General features: G+C 33.2%; 18 protein-coding genes. 10 read left to right on the forward strand and 8 right to left on the reverse strand.

Annotated features, from left to right (window positions below; all coding sequences use genetic code 11):
- Window positions 1-2: 2 nt before the first annotated feature.
- The 5 genes from Q4548_RS11675 to Q4548_RS11695 all read left to right on the forward strand — a co-directional run bounded on the left by Q4548_RS11675 (window position 3) and on the right by Q4548_RS11695 (window position 7,317).
- Entirely contained in the window at window positions 3-1,520 is a 1,518-nt protein-coding gene (locus Q4548_RS11675) for a DUF1501 domain-containing protein (protein ID WP_303455210.1), read from the forward strand.
- Window positions 1,521-1,545: 25 nt separating this feature from the next.
- Window positions 1,546-2,655, forward strand: coding sequence for a twin-arginine translocation signal domain-containing protein (locus Q4548_RS11680; RefSeq protein ID WP_303455212.1), 1,110 nt, complete (start codon window positions 1,546-1,548; stop codon window positions 2,653-2,655).
- An 89-nt stretch (window positions 2,656-2,744) separates the two neighbouring features.
- The gene (locus tag Q4548_RS11685) at window positions 2,745-4,127 is read left to right on the forward strand and encodes a c-type cytochrome domain-containing protein (protein WP_303455215.1); all 1,383 of its coding nucleotides are present in this window, start codon (window positions 2,745-2,747) and stop codon (window positions 4,125-4,127) included.
- The gene (locus Q4548_RS11690; protein ID WP_303455217.1) at window positions 4,128-5,285 is read left to right on the forward strand and encodes a cytochrome-c peroxidase; all 1,158 of its coding nucleotides are present in this window, start codon (window positions 4,128-4,130) and stop codon (window positions 5,283-5,285) included.
- A 112-nt stretch (window positions 5,286-5,397) separates the two neighbouring features.
- Window positions 5,398-7,317: a mechanosensitive ion channel domain-containing protein gene (locus Q4548_RS11695; protein WP_303455219.1), complete on the forward strand. Its 1,920-nt coding sequence runs from the start codon at window positions 5,398-5,400 to the stop codon at window positions 7,315-7,317.
- A gap of 108 nt (window positions 7,318-7,425) precedes the next feature.
- Here the strand turns inward: Q4548_RS11695 and Q4548_RS11700 are convergent, their stop codons facing one another.
- Complete coding sequence (locus tag Q4548_RS11700; protein ID WP_303455222.1) at window positions 7,426-8,595, reverse strand: class I SAM-dependent RNA methyltransferase; 1,170 nt, start codon at window positions 8,593-8,595, stop codon at window positions 7,426-7,428.
- A 103-nt stretch (window positions 8,596-8,698) separates the two neighbouring features.
- On the opposite strand from Q4548_RS11700, the gene Q4548_RS11705 reads away from it, so the two are divergent.
- From Q4548_RS11705 to modA, 4 genes are all read left to right on the forward strand, one after another.
- A complete protein-coding gene (locus Q4548_RS11705; protein WP_303455225.1) occupies window positions 8,699-9,430 on the forward strand; it encodes a bifunctional 2-polyprenyl-6-hydroxyphenol methylase/3-demethylubiquinol 3-O-methyltransferase UbiG in 732 nt (243 codons plus the stop codon).
- A complete protein-coding gene (locus Q4548_RS11710) occupies window positions 9,427-10,134 on the forward strand; it encodes a ZIP family metal transporter (protein ID WP_303455227.1) in 708 nt (235 codons plus the stop codon). The genes Q4548_RS11705 and Q4548_RS11710 overlap by 4 nt, the downstream gene beginning before the upstream one ends.
- A 106-nt stretch (window positions 10,135-10,240) precedes the next feature.
- On the forward strand, window positions 10,241-11,509 hold the full coding sequence (locus Q4548_RS11715) for an alginate export family protein (RefSeq protein ID WP_303455230.1): 1,269 nt from the start codon (window positions 10,241-10,243) through the stop codon (window positions 11,507-11,509).
- Between the two features lie 88 nt (window positions 11,510-11,597).
- On the forward strand, window positions 11,598-12,263 hold the full coding sequence (modA, locus tag Q4548_RS11720) for a molybdate ABC transporter substrate-binding protein (RefSeq protein ID WP_303455233.1): 666 nt from the start codon (window positions 11,598-11,600) through the stop codon (window positions 12,261-12,263).
- Between the two features lie 16 nt (window positions 12,264-12,279).
- On the opposite strand, the gene Q4548_RS11725 is transcribed toward modA, so the two are convergent.
- The 5 genes from Q4548_RS11725 to Q4548_RS11745 form a co-directional block, all read right to left on the reverse strand.
- On the reverse strand, window positions 12,280-12,933 hold the full coding sequence (locus Q4548_RS11725; protein WP_303455235.1) for an HPP family protein: 654 nt from the start codon (window positions 12,931-12,933) through the stop codon (window positions 12,280-12,282).
- A 210-nt stretch (window positions 12,934-13,143) separates the two neighbouring features.
- The gene (locus tag Q4548_RS11730) at window positions 13,144-13,701 is read right to left on the reverse strand and encodes a YbhB/YbcL family Raf kinase inhibitor-like protein (RefSeq protein WP_303455237.1); all 558 of its coding nucleotides are present in this window, start codon (window positions 13,699-13,701) and stop codon (window positions 13,144-13,146) included.
- A 71-nt stretch (window positions 13,702-13,772) separates the two neighbouring features.
- Entirely contained in the window at window positions 13,773-15,998 is a 2,226-nt protein-coding gene (locus Q4548_RS11735; RefSeq protein WP_303455239.1) for a S9 family peptidase, read from the reverse strand.
- Window positions 15,999-16,131: 133 nt separating this feature from the next.
- Entirely contained in the window at window positions 16,132-17,001 is an 870-nt protein-coding gene (locus tag Q4548_RS11740; protein ID WP_303455241.1) for a cation diffusion facilitator family transporter, read from the reverse strand.
- A 187-nt stretch (window positions 17,002-17,188) separates the two neighbouring features.
- Window positions 17,189-17,383, reverse strand: coding sequence for a KTSC domain-containing protein (locus tag Q4548_RS11745; protein ID WP_303455242.1), 195 nt, complete (start codon window positions 17,381-17,383; stop codon window positions 17,189-17,191).
- 368 nt (window positions 17,384-17,751) lie between these two features.
- Between Q4548_RS11745 and Q4548_RS11750 the strand changes: the two genes are divergently transcribed.
- Entirely contained in the window at window positions 17,752-19,140 is a 1,389-nt protein-coding gene (locus Q4548_RS11750) for a GH1 family beta-glucosidase (protein ID WP_303455244.1), read from the forward strand.
- On the opposite strand, the gene Q4548_RS11755 is transcribed toward Q4548_RS11750, so the two are convergent.
- A complete protein-coding gene (locus Q4548_RS11755; protein WP_303455246.1) occupies window positions 19,129-20,100 on the reverse strand; it encodes a YihY/virulence factor BrkB family protein in 972 nt (323 codons plus the stop codon). The genes Q4548_RS11750 and Q4548_RS11755 overlap by 12 nt on opposite strands.
- A gap of 4 nt (window positions 20,101-20,104) precedes the next feature.
- Window positions 20,105-20,965 (reverse strand): carboxylating nicotinate-nucleotide diphosphorylase, encoded by an 861-nt coding sequence (gene nadC / locus Q4548_RS11760; RefSeq protein WP_303455247.1) that lies wholly within the window; start codon window positions 20,963-20,965, stop codon window positions 20,105-20,107.
- Window positions 20,966-20,985 lie beyond the last annotated feature (20 nt).

Consider the following 20,985-nt stretch of genomic DNA (forward strand, 5'->3'; position numbering starts at 1 on the left):
GTATGTGTGATAATCATGAACATAAAAAATTAAGGTCTAACAATAGAGATTTACAAGAAATTGAAAAACAAATTGATAGAAGACACTTTTTGAAAAAAACCTCTTTAGGTTTGGGTGCCTTGGCTTTTAGTAGTCTTTTGGGTACCGAAAAACTATGGGCAAACATCAATGCAGAAAGTAGTCCCGAAGAAATATTAAACGCTTACAATAAAAATAGATTAGGTTTACCTCATCATTTACCTAAAGCAAAAAGAATTATCTACTTGTTCCAAAGTGGAGGTCCTTCGCAAATGGACTTATTTGATTACAAACCTAAATTAACAGACATGTTTGGAAAAGAATTACCAGAGTCTGTAATTGGAGGTCAAAAATTAACAGGAATGAGTGGTGCGCAAAGTACACTACCTATTGCTCCTTCTACCTTTAAATTTCAACAGTACGGAGAATCTAGAGCTTGGGTTAGTGATGCCATGCCTTATTTATCGGAAGTTGTAGATGAGTTGTGTTTTATCAAAGGAATGCAAACAGATCAAATTAACCACACTCCTGCCATTACATTTATGCAAACAGGAAATCAATTACCGGGTAGACCTTCTATTGGTTCTTGGTTAAGCTATGGGTTAGGATCTGACAATGAGAATCTACCCACCTTTATTACTTTAGTTTCTAAAAACGGAAAAGGACAGCCTTTAAAAGCAAGTTTATGGGGGAATGGATTTTTACCTACAGAACATCAAGGAGTTCAATTTAGATCTGGAAAAGATCCTGTATTGTACTTAAGTGATCCTGAAAATTATGACGGACACGACAGAAGACATATGCTAGATTATTTAAGTCATTTAAATGATTTACAAACCGATTCTTACGGAGATCCAGAAATTCAAGCAAGAATGGCTCAGTACGAAATGGCCTTTAAAATGCAAACTTCTGTACCCGAAGTAACAGATATTAGTGACGAACCAGAACATATTTTTGATATGTATGGTAAAGACAGTAGAGACCCTGGAACTTATGCAGCTAACTGTTTAATGGCTAGAAAGCTATTAGAAAAAGGAGTAAAATTTGTGCAATTGTATCACCAAGGTTGGGATCAACATACCTATTGTCCAGGCGGTGTGAAAAATCAATCTAAAAAAACAGATCAAGCAACAGCTGCTTTAATTAAAGATTTAAAGCAACGTGGTATGTTAGAAGATACTTTAGTCGTTTGGGGTGGAGAGTTTGGTAGAACCATTTATTCTCAAGGACAACTAACAGAAACTAACTATGGTAGAGATCATCATCCTAAAGCATTTACCATGTGGATGGCAGGTGCAGGTGTAAAACCTGGATTTAGCTACGGAGAAACAGATGACTTTAGTTACAACGTAGTAAAAGATCCTGTACATGTACACGATTTTCACGCTACCCTACTCCATTTATTTGGTGTAGATCACGAAAAGTTAACTTTTAAACATCAAGGAAGACGATATCGATTAACCGATGTACACGGAAATGTAGTAAAAGATTTATTGACCTAACAGACAGTTTTTAAACAAAAAACAGATGAACAATACAAGACGAGACTTTATAAAGAAATCTGCCATTGCTGGTGTTGGTTTGGCTACCTTACCTTCTTTTGGTTTTCATATGGTTAAAAAATCAACAAAAAATGACATCATATTAGGTCATGGAGATTACCAATACAAACTAATTAGAGATTGGGCTCAAATGAGTTCTATAGAAACCCCTTTACTAAATTGTCACGAAATGCAAATGGACAGCAAAGGAAGATTAATTATGATTGGTGATCATCCACAAAACAACATTCTTATTTTTGATAAATCTGGTAATGTATTAGATAGTTGGGGTACTGCCTACCCTGGAGGTCACGGTTTAACAATTTCCGATGAAGGTGGAGAGGAATTTTTATTCTTAGCAGATTCAGGTTGGTTTTTAAACAAAGTAGGAAAATGGACCAAACACAACGGTCGTATTTCTAAAACTACAATGGATGGACGTGTGTTGTTTGATATTGGACATCCACAAACAATTGGTGTTTACAAACCTGGAGAATCTTTTTGTCCTACCGAAACTGCCATTGGCCCAAACGGAGATATTTACGTTGCTGACGGATACGGAATGAGTAGAGTGATTCAATACGATTACAATGGGAAATACATTAGACATTGGGGAGGTCAAGACAATCCTGATCCAAGTTATGCTATTAAAAGTGCCCACGGTGTTGCCATTGACTATAGAGAGAAAGGAAACCCAATGGTTGTGGTTACCTCTAGAAACCAAGCTAGTTTTAAATGGTTTACTTTAGATGGAAAATATATCAAAACTTTACACTTGCCCAACATGCAAGTCTGTAGACCTGTTTTTGATGATAAAAATCTTTATGCCGGAGTTTGTTGGTCTCAACCTAAAGTTGGAAAAACAGATTGGACACAACCTACAGGATTTGTGACCATATTAGAAGGAGATAAAGTAGTCTCTAACCCTGGAGCTACCGCCCCTATTTATGTAGGTGGTGAATTGCAAAAATCATATCAATTGCAAAACAAACCCATTTCTCACGGTCATGATGTATGCGTTGACAATGACAAAAACATATACGTTTGTCAATGGAGAGCAGACAAAACACCTCCTTTAAAATTAGAAAGAATTTAAGAATCCATATCAGAAACTACATTTGGATTTATTTAGACACAGTACTAAAAAATAAACGAACGATTCCAAGAATCTACAACTAAACATATATGAACGAAGTACCAGATATTGTATTTTTTTTAGGGAGATTTCACCCCTTGGTAGTGCATTTACCTATCGGATTGATCCTTTTTGCTTTTTTATTAGAAATTTTAAGCAAGTGGCAAAACTTAAAGGAACTAAAAGTTGCCATTCCATACGCTTTGCTATTTGGAGCAATAACTGCAGCTACAGCCTGTGTGTTGGGTTACATGCTTTCTTTAAGTGGGGAATATGATGGCCCTATGCTAGACGGACATTTTTGGTTTGGAATTGCAACCACTCTATTGACTTTGATGGCTTGGTTGATTTCTGCTGATAAAATTAAATTCATCAAACTAAAAACATTCAAAGCTAATATTGCATCGTTGACATTATTGGTTGTTTTGGTGAGTGTTACGGGACATTATGGTGGTAATTTGACCCACGGTTCTGATTATTTAACCAAATACGCACCTTTTGGTGAAAAACCTAAAGAAACTATCAAGCCTAAAACAGTAGAAGAAGTGGTGGTTTTTGATCACATTGTTTATCCTATATTAGAAGACAAATGTATCAGTTGTCACAATCCTTCTAAGAAAAAAGGAGGCTTGTCTCTAGATACTGAAGAAAATATTTTAAAAGGAGGTAGAGAAGGAATTACCATCACACCTGGAGATCTTTCTAAATCAGATTTAATTCACAGAGTAACCTTAAACCCACACAACAAAGACTTTATGCCGCCTGAAGGGAAAAACCCTTTAACGGAAGAAGAAATTCAATTGTTGAGTTTTTGGATTGAAAATAACAAAGCTGACTTTAAAATAAAACTGGTAGATTCTGAAAAAAAGGATGAAATTCTAAAAACTGCTTTGGCTTATTTGGAACTAGGTACTGAAAATGTAACTGAAAAAATCCCAAAATTAAAACCCGTAGACAGTCTACTTATTGGAACATTAAAAAGTAAAGGTTTTGCTATAAGAGAACTTGTTTACAATGCAAATATTTTTGATGTTGTCTTGCCTTCTAAAACAGCAAAAAGTCCTGAAGAAGCTAAAGCATTGTTGCAAGAATTGGCTAAAATAAAAGATCATATTTATTGGTTGTCTTTAGAAAACAATGCTATCACAGATCAAGAATTAACAACCATTGCTACATTTACCAACTTAAGACAATTGCACTTGAATAAAAATGCAATAAGCAATGCGGGTATCGAAAAACTGAAGGCTATTTCAACTTTAAACTCTCTGAATTTGTACGGAACTAAAGTAGATCAAAATTGTTTTGCTTCTCTTCTTGAATTTAAAAATTTGGAAAAAGTATATTTATGGCAAACAGCGATCACCTCTGAGCATGTAAAGGAATTTACTGCAATAAACAAAAAACCATTATTAATTTCAGGAGTTGTCAAATAAATGAATAACCCGTATATATACGTTCTTATTTTCTTATGCTTTTATGCTTGTCAACAGAAAAGAGCGAATTTTAAAAAAGAAGATACCAACGTATATATACCTTTGCCAAAGGTTTTACACCCTAAAAACAACCTTTCATCACCTGAAAAAATTCATTTAGGAAAGTTATTGTTTTACGACCCTATTTTATCTGGAAACAAAGACATTGCTTGTGCTACCTGTCACCATCCTAATTACGCGTATGCAGAAAACATTGATCTATCTATAGGAACCAATGCTACAGGTTTGGGTAGTAAAAGAAAGTTTAAAAAACCAAATAGCATTCCTCTGGTAAAAAGAAATGCACATACTATATTAAACACTGCTTATAACGGAATAAACATTAAGGGAACTTACAACCCTGAAAAAGCACCAATGTTTTGGGACAATAGAGCTAAGAGTTTAGAAGAACAAGCTTTGATGCCCATCACCACTCTAGAAGAAATGAGAGGACAAACAATTGATGAAAACATTATTTTAGACACAGTGATTCATCGGTTGAAAAACATTCCAGAATACCGTTTTTTGTTTCAAAAAGCATTTCCTAACAACCCCGTAATTACAACAAGCAACTTAAGCAAAGCCATTGCTTGTTTTGAAAGAACTTTATCTAGTAACAATTCACGTTTTGACAACTATTTAAAAGGAGAAACCAATGCTATTTCCGAAACAGAAAAAGAAGGATTTCGATTGTTTAAAAAAGCAAAATGTAACCAATGTCATTCTGGCCCTATGTTTAGTGATTATAAAATCCACACACTTGGGCTACCAGACAACCAAAAACTAAACATTTCCGATGATGGTTTTAAAAAAAATTATGGATTTAGAACCCCCACTCTTAGAAATTTAAGGCATACTGGTCCGTATATGCATAACGGAACATTAAAAACATTATTACAAGTTCTTGAGTTTTACGAAGACATTTCTACAGGAAAGCCACAAAACCCTTTGGTAGCCCCCTCAAAAACAGATCCTTTAGCAAAGGAAATCCGTCTAAAAGTAAAAGACATGTCCTTTATTATTTCTTTTTTTAATACGCTAAACAATGAGGATATTGACAACGAAACACCTAAACAAGTACCCAGTGGTTTGACAGTAGGTGGAGCTATTTACAACTAAGTGATATTTTCTTTTTTTTGATAGGTATTGTTTTTTAGATTACATTTATTCTAATTCGTCCTAAAAAAGTAATTGCTTTTACAACGACGGATTTAATATTTCGACGAACATTATGATCAAAAAGATTTTATTTTTTTTAGTGATTTGCACACTTTGTAGCAACACCTTTACACATGCTCAAACGGATTCGCATAAGGACAGCCTTAGCTTAAATATTCAAAAAGACAGCATCAATAACAACAATCTTTTAAAAGACAGCATCAATAGTAGTCTTTTAAAAGAGTTCAATCAGAAGATTTCTGAAATACAAGAACAACGCAAGCAAGACTCTATCAAAAAAATTGAGTTGGAAAAAACCTTGCAATCTTTAAAAACAACTGACAATTTAAAAAAAGAAGAACTGTTAAATCAATTGAAAGAAATTGAAGAAAGTGAAACCAAAAGAATTACAGAAAAAAAAGCTAGAATTGACGCTTTAAGAAATACCGCCAAAGGTTTTCCTGTAACAGGAGTTATGAACGACACACTGTTTTTGATTTTTGCCAAAATTGGTTCTTCTACAGCTGCAGAAAGAGCACAAAACATTTCTAAAAAAATTGAAAAGTTGTACAACGATGATTTTCTAAAAATAGATCAAATCAATGTACATCCTTTTGAAAATACGTTTGATATAGTGTACAATGAAATCATCTTGATGAGCATTTCAGAAGCCGATGCTATTTGGTACAATCAATCTGTTGAAAGCAGCGCTGAATTGTTTAAAGAAAATATCAAAACAGCCATTGCAAAAGCAAAAGAGGAAAACAGTTTGAAAAAAATAGCCATGCGTTCCGGATTGGTTTTACTAGTTATTTTCATTATTTGGTTTGTCATAAAAATGATGACCAAATTATTTATAAAACTAGACCTGATTATTAAAATAAAACAAGAATCTTGGTTAAAAGACATCAAATACAATGATTATGTAATTGTTTCTACAGAACAAGCACTGGTCTTAGTTTCTTACATTACCAAAGCTGTAAAAATTGTTGTGTATGCTTTAATTTTATACATTACACTGCCCATCCTTTTTAGTATTTTTCCATTTACAAGAGACTGGGCAAGTACACTTTTTAATTTAATTTGGGATCCTTTAAAAGGAGTTTTTATCAATATTATTTCCTTTTTACCTAACTTATTTAGCATTATTGTTATCTATGTAGTGATGCGATATTTTATACGATTTGTAAAGTATATTTTTAGTGAAATTAAAAACGAAAAATTAAAAATTAATGGTTTTCATCCTGATTGGGCCATGCCTACTTTTGGAATTGTAAAAGTTTTGTTATACGCTTTTACCATTGTCTTAATTTTCCCTCATTTGCCAGGAAATGATTCCAAAGTATTTCAAGGAGTTTCTGTTTTTGTTGGGGTTTTGTTCTCTTTAGGTTCTTCTACAGCCATTTCTAACATGGTTGCTGGTTTGGTTATTACTTATATGCGATCTTTTAAAATTGGTGACCGTATAAAATTTGGAGATATTAAAGGAGATGTGATAGAAAAAACGTTATTAATTACACGTTTAAAAACTGTTAAAAACGAAATTATTACGGTTCCAAACTCTACTATTTTAGCAAGTAACATTGTAAATTACACCAGTATTGCAGATGAAAACGGATTGATATTACACACAACGGTTACTTTAGGTTACGATGTACCTTGGAAGTTGGTACACAAAAGTTTGATAGAAGCTGCCATTAGAACAGAAGCAATTTCTAATGCTCCTAGTCCCTTTGTTTTACAAACAAGTTTAGATGATTATTACGTTTCTTATGAGTTGAATGCCTACACCAAAATAGTTGCCAAACAAGCAATTATTTATTCTGAATTACACCAAAACATTCAAGATGTGTGTAATGAAAACGGTATAGAAATTTTATCTCCTCATTACAGAGCTACCAGAGATGGAAACATGATTACCATTCCAAAAGATTATTTAGACAAAGATTACAAAGCTCCTAGTTTTAATGTAAATATTCAAAAAGAAGAATAGTCAATTTTAGTCTAGATTGTAAATAAAAATTAAAACACCGTTACTTTTATTTAGAAGCAACGGTGTTTTTTATGTAAAAAATCAAATTAAGAATAATATAAAATTCAACTAGTAATCGTTTTTCTTCGCTTTCTTACTTCCTTCATAAATTTCATACTTCACAAACTTACAATCCAAATCACTATTTTTTATAGCAATTCTTCTACTGGTTTTCAAACCTACAAATTTTAGAGCTTCAACATCCGATGTAATAAACCAAGCTGATGAATTGTGGTAATGATGTTTTAATGTATCTCCAATGCTTCTATAAAATCCTTCGGTATCGTCTAATTTCAAACGCTCTCCATAAGGTGGATTGAACAAAATAGTTGTGGGTCCAAAAACTTCTTTCTTAGAGTTGAAAAAGTTTACATGGTGTACTCCTATAAATTCTTCTAAATTGGCATTCTGAATATTTTCATTTGCTTTTACAACAGCAGATGGAGCTTTGTCAAACCCCATAATTTTACATTTAGGATCTCTAATTCTCTTGATCAAAGAGTCTTGAATGGCAAAAAACAAATTCTCATTGTAATCATTCCATTTCTCAAAAGCAAATTCTTTTCTGTTGATGTTTGCAGGAATGTTACAAGCAATCATTGCAGCTTCTATCAAAAGTGTTCCAGAACCACACATAGGATCTATAAAATTCTGATCTCCATTATACCCTGACAACAAAATCAATCCAGCTGCTAAAACTTCATTGATTGGTGCAATATTGGTGTTCAATCTATATCCTCTTTTGTGCAAAGAATCTCCAGAACTGTCTAATGAAACGGTACAAACTCCATGTCTATCAATATGAACGTTGACTTTTAGGTCTGGATGTTTTACATCCACATTAGGTCTTTCTTCATACTTGGCCATAAAATAATCTGCAATAGCATCTTTGGTTCTCAAAGCCAAATAATGCGTATTGTCTGTCATTCCCGTAAATTGATTGGTTCCTTTGGTGGCAAAAGTTCCTTTAACACCTACATATTTTTCCCAACGAATTTTTAAGAGATTTTTATAAAAATCATCTTCGTTGCGTACTTTAAACTTTACAATAGGTTTTAAAATTCTGATAGCCGTTCTTAAATACAAATTTGCTTTGTACATAAATCCCTCATCACCAACAAACTCCACCATTCTAACTCCTGATTTTACATCTTGAGCTCCCAATTGCTTTAACTCGTTTGACAAAACCTCTTCCAAACCTTGTAAGGTAATGGCTACCATTTTAAAATTATCTCCCATAAAACTTATTATTTCAGATTACAAAAGTACTTTTTTGTAATGTCATTTAAATAAAAACTACTAAAGAATAAATTAACTAAATTTGGGCTTCAATATTTTTTACATGAAACAAACAAAAACTTGGTTTAGTGAGTGGTTCAATACACATTACTATCACATATTATACAAACACCGAAACCACGAAGAAGCCAAAGTATTTATAGAAAATTTAACCACTTTTTTAGACATTCCAAAAACACATACCATTCTAGACTTGGCATGTGGAAAAGGAAGACATTCTATTTTTTTAAATTCCTTAGGTTATCCTGTAATTGGTGCGGATTTGTCCGAAAACAGTATTGAGTATGCCAATCAATTTGCCAACAAAAATCTAAAATTTGTAGTACAAGACATGCGCAAACCTTTTGCTGTAAAAGTAGATGCCGTTTTTAATATGTTTACCAGTTTTGGGTATTTTGATGACGACAATGATGATATTCAGGTGTTGAAAAACATTGCTGATGCCTTGCCTAAAAACGGTGTTGCTGTTATTGATTATATGAATGTTTCTAAAGTTGTTCCAAACTTAGTTGCTCAAGAAACCATACACAGAGACGGTCTTACTTTTGAAATTCAAAGAAGTGTAATTGATGGTTTTATTACCAAACAAATTGACTTGACAGATGCGGGAAAAGAATTCCATTTTTTAGAACGTGTAAAAACTATTGATTTGGAAAAATTCAAAGACTATTCTGTTCAATCTAATTTAAAAATTAAACATATCTTTGGCGACTATAATTTATCGAACTACAACAAAACAACTTCGGATAGATTGATCTTGATTTTAAGCAAATGATTTACTTGTATTTGATAGCCTCTGTATTGGTGAGTGTTCTTTTTGTGAGCATTGGACATCCTAAAAAAATGTTTATCCAATGTTTACTTTCTTTTAGTGGTGCCTATTTATTATCCATGACCATCAGTCACCTGTTGCCTGAGTCTTTTGGAATGTTAAACTCCAATCAACATACTCACAACACAGAACCCACCAACATAAAACTAATAGCGGCTTTTATTTTATTGGGAATTATTATTCAATTAGTTTTGGAATCTTTTTCTAAAGGTGCAGAACACGGACATGTACACATTCATGATCAAAAGAAACAATTTCCTTGGTTGTTGTTTGTCAGTTTGTGTTTGCATGCTTTTTCTGAAGGAATTCCTTTGGGATATGTAAATAACGAAGCTTTTTTATGGGCTATTGTAATTCACAAAGTACCTGTAGGAATTGTATTAACATCTTTCTTTCTGAAGCATAAATATGAAATTAAAAAGGTAATTTTCTTTATGAGTGCTTTTGCTTTGATGAGTCCGATTGGTAGTTTTCTAGCTTCTAAAATTCATTTTTTTCAAGATTATCAAAATTACATCACAGCAATTATCATTGGTATCTTTTTACACATTTCTACTGTAATTCTGTTTGAAAGTTCAGAGAATCATAAATTTAGTTTTCCAAAATTCATCGCCATCCTTTTAGGAATGGGAGTTGCTTTGCTATAGTATTCTTCCTATTTTCCTTAGGTTTGCATTTAAATATACTTTTTAGCCTATGTCTACTTTGAGAACAAAAATATTTTCCCTAACATTTATTCTTTTCATCTCGTGTTTGGGCACTAGTTATTCTCAAACAGAAACTTTTTTAAACAGTCCTTCTGACTTGGATATAGATATGGAGTACAGACCTAGAACCGAGTACCGAAGAGGGTATAGAACCTTACCTAATAATGAGAGTGATGCTGCTTTTTTCACCTCACATCGGGCTCGTATCAACGTAAACTACAGTTATAACGATCAATTTTTAATACACACAACCCTGCAAGACATTCGTATTTGGGGAGATACGGACACGCGAGATGCTAATGGAAAAGCTCAATTTTATGAATTTTATGTAGAGCCTAAAATCACTGATAAATTATCTGTTCGTGTAGGTAGACAGCGTATTAAATATGACAACCAAAGATTGTTTGCAGAAAACAATTGGAGACAAGCAGGAGGACAACACGATGCCGTAAGATTCATGTATCGTAATGACAAATTAGAAGCAGACTTGATTACTGCGTACAACCAAAATGACACCAGTGAGTTTGGTACAGATTACGATGTAGATTGGGATTTTTACAGAGGTATGGTTAGTAATTTTGTAAAATACCAAGCTACAGACAAACTTACTTTTACCTCCATCAATATTGCTGATGAATACACAGACCCTACCTCCGAAAACACAAAAGGGCATTGGAAATTTACCAACGGTGGACGTTTGGAGTTTCAAAACAACGACTTAACTTTTAACTTGGCTAGTTATTACCAATGGGGACACATAGAAAATGGAAAACAACACAATGCTTATTACCTAGAACCTGAAATAAAGTGGGATGCTAATTCCAAATACACTTTACGAATTGGAGCACAAATTTTTAGTGGTGACAAAAACTCAAATGATAACAAATCTAACGCTTTTCTAACTCAATACGGAGCTTTTCACAGGCACAATGGAGGAATGGATTATACACAAAAAACGGTAAGAACTTATGAGCATGAGGGAATTTTAAATCCGTATATTTTCCAAGATATTTCACTAAATAACAAACTACGATTGAACTGGCAAAGTCATCTTTTTGGTGCTACTACTCCACTTACAAAAGTAGAAAACGGAGCAACTGAAGACCTAAACAGAATTTATGCTTGGGAAAATGATTTCCGTTTTTTTTACCAACCTAACCATTATACAACCTTAGAAATGGCCTATCTTTTTCTAATTCCCGACGAAAGCATGTCTGTTATTCCTACAGGCAAAGATGGAAACACAAGTCAAATAGCTCAATTTGCTTACATCAGTATCAATTGGACTCCTAAAATATTAAACATTCATCGATAATATTTTGATCTCTCAAACCAGAATCCATATTTATTTAATCCTTTTATTGGGTTGTTGTCTATGTTGTAAAGCTCCTAAAGAAAATAAATTGACTATAGCCACGGCTGCCAACATGCAATTTGCCATGGAAGCTATCTGCAAAGAATTTACACAACAAACTGGAATTGAATGTCAACTGATTGTAAGTTCCTCGGGAAAATTGACCGCACAAATTCAAGCAGGAGCTCCCTATGATCTTTTTGTTTCTGCTGATATGAAATATCCTGAAACCTTGTATCAAAAAGGATTTGCAATTACCACTCCTAAAACCTATGCCAAAGGTAAATTGGTGTTATGGACTGTTCTAGACAGCCTTACTCCTGATTTGGAGAATTTAAAACTTCCTAATATCAAACACATTGCTTTGGCAAATCCTAAAACAGCACCCTATGGAAAAGCTGCCTTAGAAGTTTTACAAAACAATCATTTAGATACACTACAGTACAAATATGTATATGGTGAAAGTATTGCACAAACCAATCAATTTGTGCAATCAAAAGCTGCAGAAATAGGCTTTACGGCAATGTCTGTAGTTCTTTCTCCCAATGCTAAAAATAAAGGTGTGTGGATAGAAATACCAACCACACAATACCACCCTATAGAACAAGGAATTGTTCTATTAAAAAAACATCATGTAGATGCACAACGTTTTTATGACTTTGTATTCTCTAACAAAGCCAAAGAAACTTTAAAAGAATATGGTTACGATATTTAACTTGACACTGCTTTTTCTAGGCATTTTCTTCTTCATCCTTCAACAAACGTTTTTTAACAAACATTCGCTTCAACACTGTTCTCGTTTTGCTATCCATTGGATATTTTCTATGCTGAGTAACATTGTTAAAAACCAAAGCAACTATCAGTAAAATCAATGTTCCTGTAAAAACTGGTGACAACACATATACATAGCCCAAAGCCTTAATTTTTTCTGAACCAATAACTGCTATCAAAGCTGTAGCCCCTCCTGGCGGATGGAGCGTTTTGGTAATTTGCATTGCTACAATAGACAACGCAACCGCAAGTGGACCATTTATCCAAACAATGTCTGGCACTATTTTAAAAACAGTAACACCAATAATGGCAGAAATCACATGTCCCCCTATCAAGTTTCTAGGCTGAGCCAACGGACTTTGAATGGCACCATAAACCAAAACACAAGAGGCTCCAAACGAACCTATCAAAAAAACATTTTCTATTTTGGTCAACACATGACTTTGAAAAAAACCAATCAACGAAATCCCTACAAAAGCTCCTAAAAACGACCAAAAATGCTCTTTGTAATCAATCAGTGTTTCTTTGTAAAAAACATATTTAGAAACTCGGTATCCCCTGTCTATGGTTTCTCTAACTATTTTTTTCTGAGATTTGTTTTTTGTTGATTCCATTCTATAGTACTGTTAATTTTAAGCCTGCTGTACTCTTCCATTTTGACACAACAAACGTAAAACTATTTTTAATTTTGAGTACTATTTTTTCACGGTTAAAATTCCATTTCTACGTATTTTATTCCAACTCTCTGATTCCTTAAAAGGGCATAAAAAAAGGCTCTAACTATAAAGTTGAGCCTTTTGTATTTTGAAAATAGTACTAATTATTTATTTTTTCTCTTTTTGATAATAGGTTACAATGCTTGCTTTTGCTAAAGTATTGTTCCATAAATAATACCCAACCGTAGCAGGATTTGCATTTTCATCAAGTCCTAATTTGTCCGTTTTTAATGCATACACAGTAATGATGTATTGATGAAAACCGTGTCCTTCTGGTGGACAAGGACCTCCATATCCTTTGGCACCATAATCTGTCACACTCTGAATGGCTGTTTTGGGTGCTAAATTCAACGAAACATTTCCTGCTCCAGCAACCAATTCGTTCACGTTTTTTGGAATATCAAATACTACCCAGTGCCACCATCCACTTCCTGTAGGAGCATCTGGATCGTACATAGTAATTGCAAAACTTTTGGTTTCTTTAGGTGCATTTTTCCATGTCAATTGTGGAGATTGGTTTTTTCCTACGCAGCCAAAACCATTAAATTCTTCGGTCAAAGTAGCTTGTCCTCCTAAATCTTTACTGAACAGCGTAAATGTATTTTGAGAAAACAAAGCACTAGAAACAGTCAATAGAATTCCTAAAATAAAAATTGATTTTTTCATAAAATATATTTTTGATGATCTCTGTAAAATTAAGCTTTCAACTGTAGCATTCCTAAATAGAATCTTAGAATCTAATTTCTTGAGTCTGGAGTTATCTCTATCTTGTAATTTTTAGGAGGAGTAGCTTTCATCAAATGCTGTAAAAAATAATCCCATCTTCTGCGCATAATATAATTACTGTCTTTACCGTAGCCATGTCTTGCATTTGGCAACAAAATAAAATCAAAATCTTTATTTGCCTTGATCAATGCATCTACTAACAAATATGAATTGTAAGGAGGCACATTGTCATCCATTCCTCCGTGAATAATTAATAATTCCCCTTTTAAGTTTTCAGCATACATTTGATTGGCTTGCAGTTCATAATTAGAAACTCCCATGTTGTTTTTTGTTTCCAATCCTATGTATCGTTCTCCCCAATCGTCTTCGTAATTTCTATTGTCATGGTTTCCAGATTCGGAAATTCCCACCTTAAAAAAGTCTGGATATTTTAACAAAGCGGCTGCCGTTGCAAATCCACCTCCTGAATGTCCCCAGATTCCCACACGATCCAAATCCAAAAAAGGATAGTTTACTTTCAATTGTTTCAAGCCTGCAATTTGATCCGACAAGGTGTTTTCTGCCATGTTTCCGTAACAAGCATCGTGAAAAGACTTAGATCTATTTGGATTACAACTTCCTTCTATTTGCACCACTGCAAAGCCTAATTCTGCCAATGCTTGAGCATCAGAGCGTGCAGGTAAAAATCCCCAAGAAGCCACACTAATAGTTCCTCCTTGTGGCCCTGGATAAATTTGAACAATTACCGGTAATTTTTCATCTTTTTGCAGTTTTGTGGGTGTAAACAATAATCCGTACAAATCCCAAGATCCATCTGCAGATTTTACGGTAAAAGAAGTAGGTGCTTTCCATCCTGTTGCTTTCAATCTGCTAAGGTCTGTCTTTTCTAACAAGCTTATCAATTTACCATCTATCGTTTTTACTTGATGTACAGGAGGCACATCTGATTGAGAATACGAATCAATAAAATATGTGTTGTCTGGTGACAAACGAACCGTATGATTTCCTTCTTCTGGAGTTAATAATTTCAAATGTTTTCCAGAAAAATCTACTCGGTACAAATAACTATAATAAGGATTTCCTTTTCCCTTGTGATGACTTGCTGTAAAATAAATAAGACGTTTTTTCTCATCCACCTTCACCACTTCTCTAACTACATATTCTCCTGAAGTGATTTGATGTTTTAGCTTTCCATTTTTTGCATTGTACAAATACAAATGTCCCCAATCACTTCTTTCCGAATACCAAAGCAATTCATCCGTTTTAGAAAAATACTTCCAGTTGATAGCCCCTTGTCCTGATTCGTACTGAGTTGCTACCACTTCTTGAAAAACATCTTTCACAGCTCCTGTTTCTGTGTTGGCAATTCTCACATTTTCTTCTTTGTGATCTCTACTGGTAGACACAAAAGCCAGTTGTGATCCGTCTTCGCTCCAAGCCACATCATCAAAACCTCCTTCGCAAGAAATATCATCGCATAAGGTTCCTCTTCTTGCATCTGCATCCATGTGCAATTTTACAATTTTTGGAGTTGGATTGATGTGAATAATTACTCTGTGAATACGAATAATATCTTCATCTCCTGGCAACGGATATTTCCATTCAGACAATTCTGGTGTACCTACTTTTGTTTTTACCAAATACATATCACTCACATGTCTCTGATCTTGCTGAAATGTTGCTATTTTTTTAGAATCTGGTGACCAACTTAAAATAGGGCGATTGCTATGTTTCCATCCAGCATTGTCTGTAGCGTAACCAAAATTTTTGATTCCATCTGTGGTTAAAGCCGTTTCTTTATGTGTAGCAACTTCACGAATCCACAAATTCCAATCTCTGATAAACGCAACATATTTTTCATCTGGTGATAAAATTTCTGTGCGAGAACCTGCTTTTATTTTGATTTCTATGGCTCCTTTTTCTATCAATTCTCTTTGTGTGTCCGTAGTCAAAAGTTTCTTTTTTTCAGGATCATAAAGTTTGAATTCTTTTTTATTAGCTGTGTAAGAGAGGTACCAAACTCTACCATCTGGCAACCATTGAGGATAAATATTATTATCTATCAACTTGCTTGTATTTTGATAAAGCATGGCTGCTGCACGGTCATAATCAGCTGTTGTGTATGTCTTTCCCTTTTGTGCATAAGTAGTAATGCTAACAAGCAAAACCAAAATAAGACAGGCTATTAATAATTTATTTTTAAAAAGTTGAAAAGTTGAAATGATAGGTAGTTTCATTTGAATACGTTGGGGAGTTTTGTTGATTCTTTTTTTGATTCGCCTAATTTAAGATTTTACCTATTACAAATAGTACAAACATGTCAAAAGTGATTTAAAACAAATCTAAAGTTGCGAAAACACAAAACAACTCCTATTTATGAGGTTCTATATGAATAAGAATATGACCTAAATTAGGATTTTTTCTCATCAAAGTATCTTTTAACTTGTGAGCAATATCATGACCTTCTTTTACAGAAATATTTCCATCTACAATAGCATGCAAATCCACATTATATTTCATTCCTGCTTTTCTTACAAAACACTTTTCAGTTCCTAAAACACCATAAACCTTTACTGATTCATCTCTGATCTCAATAATAAGTTCATCGTATAATTGTTCATCCATAATTTCCCCCAAAGCAGGTCTTACAATCAAATAGCTATTGTATATGATAAATACAGAAGCTAGAAGTGCAGCCCAATCGTCGGCAGTTTCATAACCTTTACCAAAAAATACTGCTATAGAAATTCCTACAAAAGCAAGTATAGAAGTTATGGCATCACTTCTATGGTGCCATGCATCTGCTTTTAACGAAGAACTTTTGATTTCTTTACTTTTTTTGATAACTACTTGAAACGATATTTCTTTCCAAATAATAATAAATCCCAAAACAATCAAAGTCCAAGGTTTTGGAATTTTTTGAGGTGTCTGAATGTTATGAATGCTTTCTCTTGCAATTAATGTTGCTGAAATCACCAAAAAAGCTGCAATGGCAAATGTAATCAAAGGCTCTATTTTTCCATGTCCATAAGGATGATTTTCATCCGCTGGTCTTTTGGCATATTTAAAGCCCACAAATACCAAAAAAGAAGCAAAAACATCTGCTGTAGACTCTATCGCATCTGCCATCAAAGCATAAGAATTACCAAAAAAACCGGCTAATCCTTTTACAATAGCCAAACTTATATTTCCAATAATGCTAAAATAAGTAGTCTTTATGGCGGATTCTTCGTTCTTCATGGCAAGTACTGATAGTGTAAGACAATAAACTAAAAATTAAAAAAGCATATCTTTTACAGCAATAAAAAGATGGTAATGCATTTCATTTTTAGAGTATCAAACTTACTCCTTTTTTTACATGAAAACCCTAAATAAATTGGATTTATTACGAACTAAGAACAGGTAAAACTTCTTTTTTAAAATGATTTTAAATTTTTACTCTAGGGTATTTATCTTTAATTTCTTTTAAAAAGAATTTTCCTTTAGAATTTGATTTTACAAACTCAGTCCACAACAAATTAGGGACTTCTGAGTATTGCCAAATATCTCTATTTCTCTTAAATTCTATTTCTAATATTTCTTCACTGGTATTGTATCCTACACTTGCAATAATAGAAGACATTATTGGTTTTCTATCGCATTTTAACTTTGAAAATCTTCTAAATAACTTCCTCATAGTCCTAACATTAATCAATTTAACAAACAACAAAAAACAGTTAGCTAATGTTGTTGTAAATCCATAGCTTTTTTTTTAAAAATACAATTTAACAAAAACATAAGGAAATTTATATATCTATTTTGAAGTTTTTTTAAAAAAACCTATATAAATTTAAGATTACCAAATAAAAACAAAATGTAAAAGATTAAAAATTAATCATTTAAGAAAAATAAGCTTGAGAATTTATTAACATTATCATATTACAAAAACAACATTAAAAATTTCCAAATCGGGTACTTTAACCAACTTAATTTTTATTCAAAATAGTAGCAATGTCTTATCGAAAAATAAATGTCAACTCGTTTCCTTCCAATTTTAAATGGGGTGTAACAACTTCTGCTTATCAAAATGAAGGAGCTCATGACAAAGACGGAAAACAGGCTTCTATTTGGGACACATTTACCAATCATCCTAATTTTAAACATGGACATGGTAACGAGGCTACTAATTTTTATGAAAATTACAAAGAAGATATTTTAAAAATTAAAGAACTAAATTTAGAATGTTTTCGTTTTTCATTGTCTTGGTCTAGATTACTGCCAAAAGGTATAGGAAAAGTGAATGCTGATGGAATTAATTTTTACCACAAAGTAATTAATTATTGTCTAGAGTTAGACATAGAACCTTGGATTACTTTGTACCATTGGGATTTACCACAAGCATTAGAAAACAAAGGAGGTTGGACCAATAGAGACATTCTAAAATGGTTTGAAGAATACGTAGAACTTTGTTCTTACGAGTATGGTGACAAAGTAAAAAAATGGATTGTATTAAACGAACCTATGAGTTTTATAGGTTTGGGATATTTTACAGGACTGCACGCTCCTGGAAAAAAAGGAATCAACAACTTTTTACCTGCTGCACATCACGCTACTCTATGCCAAGCAATTGGTGGTAAAATCCTCCGAAAAAATGTAAAAGATGCTTATATTGGAACTACATTTTCTTGTTCACACGTATCCCCTGTTAACAGATTAGCCAAACATAAAAAAGCTGCTCAAAGAATAGATGCAATGCTCAATCGTTTTTTTATAGAACCCAGTTTGGGGTTGGGATATCCTAAAGATATAATTACAGGCTTGAGTGTTATTGAAAGTTATTTTGCTCCTGGAGATGATGAGTTGATGAAATTTGATTTTGATTTTATTGGGATTCAATATTACTTTAGAGTTGTAGCCAAATTTAGTTTGCTACCGCCTGTTTTATTTGCCACAGAAATTCCTGCAATTCAGAGAGATGTTAAGGTAAACAACATGGGGATGGAAATTTACCCAAAAGGACTGTTAAAAGTTCTTAAAAAATTCAGCGCATATAAAAACGTAAAAGATATCTATATTACAGAATCTGGGGTTTGTTTTGACGATGAAATTATCAAAGGAAAAATAAAGGACTCCAACCGTATAAAATATTTTAAAAAAACTTTTGAATTTACACTAAAAGCCATTGAGAAAGGAATTAATGTTAAAGGATATTTTGTGTGGACATTGGTGGATAATTTTGAATGGGCTGAAGGAACCAAAGCCAGATTTGGATTGATTCACAATGATTTTGTTACTCAAAAAAGAACTTTCAAAAAATCTGCTTTGTGGTTGCAATCTTTTTTGTCCAAAAACAAATCAACCGTAAAAAAGAAAGAGAAAAAATCGGAATTAAGCGTTTAATTTAGAAGCTTTAGCGGTTTTATGATCGTTTCTCAATCTGGTAATACTTGCATTCAATTCAAAACCTAAAAGCAAAATAATAGCGTTTAACCAAATAAACAACATCAATACCAACAAGGTACCAATAGAACCGTACAATTCATTGTATTTGGAAAATTTAACTACATAAATTCCAAAACCATAAAAGGTTAATAAAGACAAAATAGTAGTCAACACAGAACCTGCTGAAAAAAATCGGGTTTCTTTTCCTTCTGTTGTTCCAAAATAATACAACATAGAAACAGTGCAAAAAATCAAAAACATAAAGAGCAAATAACGCAAATTACTCAACCACATCATACTTTCAGAAATCCATCCATTTTCAGTTAGAAACGTAAATCCAAATTCAAAAAAAATAGTAGCTGCAACTGTCAAAATCAACATAAAAGACATGGTTAATGACGTTCCTAAAGAAATCAAATACTGCTTAAGAACATTTCTAATTTTTTGAACATGTACAGAATATTCAAAGGCAGCAAATACTGCATTTACACCATTGGTCATTAAAAAAATAGAAACTAAAAAACCAAAAGATAACAGTCCTCCATATTTATTTGTGGCAATATCCGCCAAAACAGAATCTACTGCTGTGAACGTTTTTGGAGGCAATACTTCAGAAATCAATCCTAAAAAATTCTCTTGAAATCCATCAATAGGAATGTAGGGAATTAAGGTTAACATAAACAGCATAAAAGGAAAAAGAGCCATAAAAAAACTATATGAAATCCCTCCTGCTCTAGATGTTAATGCTCCTTTTAAAATTCCTAAAGAATACATTTCTAACAAATCGTACAAACTCATCCCTTGCAACCCAGGAACAGGAATTCTTTTACCTGTAAGTACCAACCAATTAACAATTGGGACTCTTTTCAATTCTTTTTCTATAGAATCTTTTTTTTGAATTTCTTTAGTTTCTAACACGTTTTTATTCTACTGCTTTTAAACTTAAATCTAAATTGGAGACTGAGTGAGTCAACGCTCCCGAAGAAATGTACTGAACACCACATTCTGCATATTTCCTCAATGTTTCTTCATTAATTCCTCCCGAAGATTCTGTTCCTGCTTTGTTACCTATCAACTGAACCGCTTTTCGGGTATCATCGTAATTAAAGTTATCAATTAAAATTCTATGAATCCCTTCAAACTGAATAATTTCTTCTATTTCCTTTAAGTCTCTTGCTTCTACAATAATTTTTAAGTCTTTTTGCTTAGACTTTAGATACGTTTTTGTTTGCTGAATTGCTTGAGATACCCCCCCTGCAAAATCTATATGATTGTCTTTTAACATGATCATATCATACAAAGCAAACCGATGGTTTTCTCCACCTCCAATCTTTACAGCCCATTTTTCCAAAGCTCGTATTCCCGGTGTGGTTTTACGTGTGTCTAAAATTTTGGTTCCCGTACCTTCTAGTAATGTTACATAGTGTGCCGTTTTAGTTGCAATTGCACTCATACGCTGCATGGCATTCAACACCAATCTTTCCGCTTTTAATATGGACAAAGAAGACCCCGTTACGTACAAAACAACATCTCCATAAGCCACACTTTCTCCGTCTTTTATCAACACTTCTACTTTTAAAGCAGGATCTACATATTTAAAAACTTGAAGAGCAAATGCAACACCAGCAATAGTTCCTTCATCTTTTACCAACAACTTTGCTTTTCCCATAGCAGTGTTTGGAATACACGCTAACGATGAATGATCCCCATCACCTACATCTTCTCTAATGGCATTTTCTATGATCAACTTTATTTCCTCGTCAAATTGCTCTTGACTTATCATAATACATCTAATTTTAGAAC

Origin of the sequence: Wenyingzhuangia sp. 2_MG-2023, from assembly GCF_030548295.1 — a bacterium.
GTDB lineage: Bacteria > Bacteroidota > Bacteroidia > Flavobacteriales > Flavobacteriaceae > Wenyingzhuangia.

What these genes read in the sequence shown, in the direction of transcription:
- Q4548_RS11700 (WP_303455222.1), bottom strand. Translation starts at nt 8,595, where the DNA reads ATGGGAGATAATTTTAAAATGGTAGCCATTACCTTACAAGGTTTGGAA.
- Q4548_RS11675 (WP_303455210.1), top strand. Translation starts at nt 3, where the DNA reads ATGTGTGATAATCATGAACATAAAAAATTAAGGTCTAACAATAGAGAT.
- Q4548_RS11725 (WP_303455235.1), bottom strand. Translation starts at nt 12,933, where the DNA reads ATGGAATCAACAAAAAACAAATCTCAGAAAAAAATAGTTAGAGAAACC.
- Q4548_RS11735 (WP_303455239.1), bottom strand. Translation starts at nt 15,998, where the DNA reads ATGAAACTACCTATCATTTCAACTTTTCAACTTTTTAAAAATAAATTA.
- Q4548_RS11730 (WP_303455237.1), bottom strand. Translation starts at nt 13,701, where the DNA reads ATGAAAAAATCAATTTTTATTTTAGGAATTCTATTGACTGTTTCTAGT.
- Q4548_RS11685 (WP_303455215.1), top strand. Translation starts at nt 2,745, where the DNA reads ATGAACGAAGTACCAGATATTGTATTTTTTTTAGGGAGATTTCACCCC.
- Q4548_RS11695 (WP_303455219.1), top strand. Translation starts at nt 5,398, where the DNA reads ATGATCAAAAAGATTTTATTTTTTTTAGTGATTTGCACACTTTGTAGC.
- Q4548_RS11710 (WP_303455227.1), top strand. Translation starts at nt 9,427, where the DNA reads ATGATTTACTTGTATTTGATAGCCTCTGTATTGGTGAGTGTTCTTTTT.
- Q4548_RS11740 (WP_303455241.1), bottom strand. Translation starts at nt 17,001, where the DNA reads ATGAAGAACGAAGAATCCGCCATAAAGACTACTTATTTTAGCATTATT.
- Q4548_RS11750 (WP_303455244.1), top strand. Translation starts at nt 17,752, where the DNA reads ATGTCTTATCGAAAAATAAATGTCAACTCGTTTCCTTCCAATTTTAAA.
- Q4548_RS11705 (WP_303455225.1), top strand. Translation starts at nt 8,699, where the DNA reads ATGAAACAAACAAAAACTTGGTTTAGTGAGTGGTTCAATACACATTAC.
- Q4548_RS11745 (WP_303455242.1), bottom strand. Translation starts at nt 17,383, where the DNA reads ATGTCTTCTATTATTGCAAGTGTAGGATACAATACCAGTGAAGAAATA.
- Q4548_RS11690 (WP_303455217.1), top strand. Translation starts at nt 4,128, where the DNA reads ATGAATAACCCGTATATATACGTTCTTATTTTCTTATGCTTTTATGCT.
- nadC (WP_303455247.1), bottom strand. Translation starts at nt 20,965, where the DNA reads ATGATAAGTCAAGAGCAATTTGACGAGGAAATAAAGTTGATCATAGAA.
- Q4548_RS11680 (WP_303455212.1), top strand. Translation starts at nt 1,546, where the DNA reads ATGAACAATACAAGACGAGACTTTATAAAGAAATCTGCCATTGCTGGT.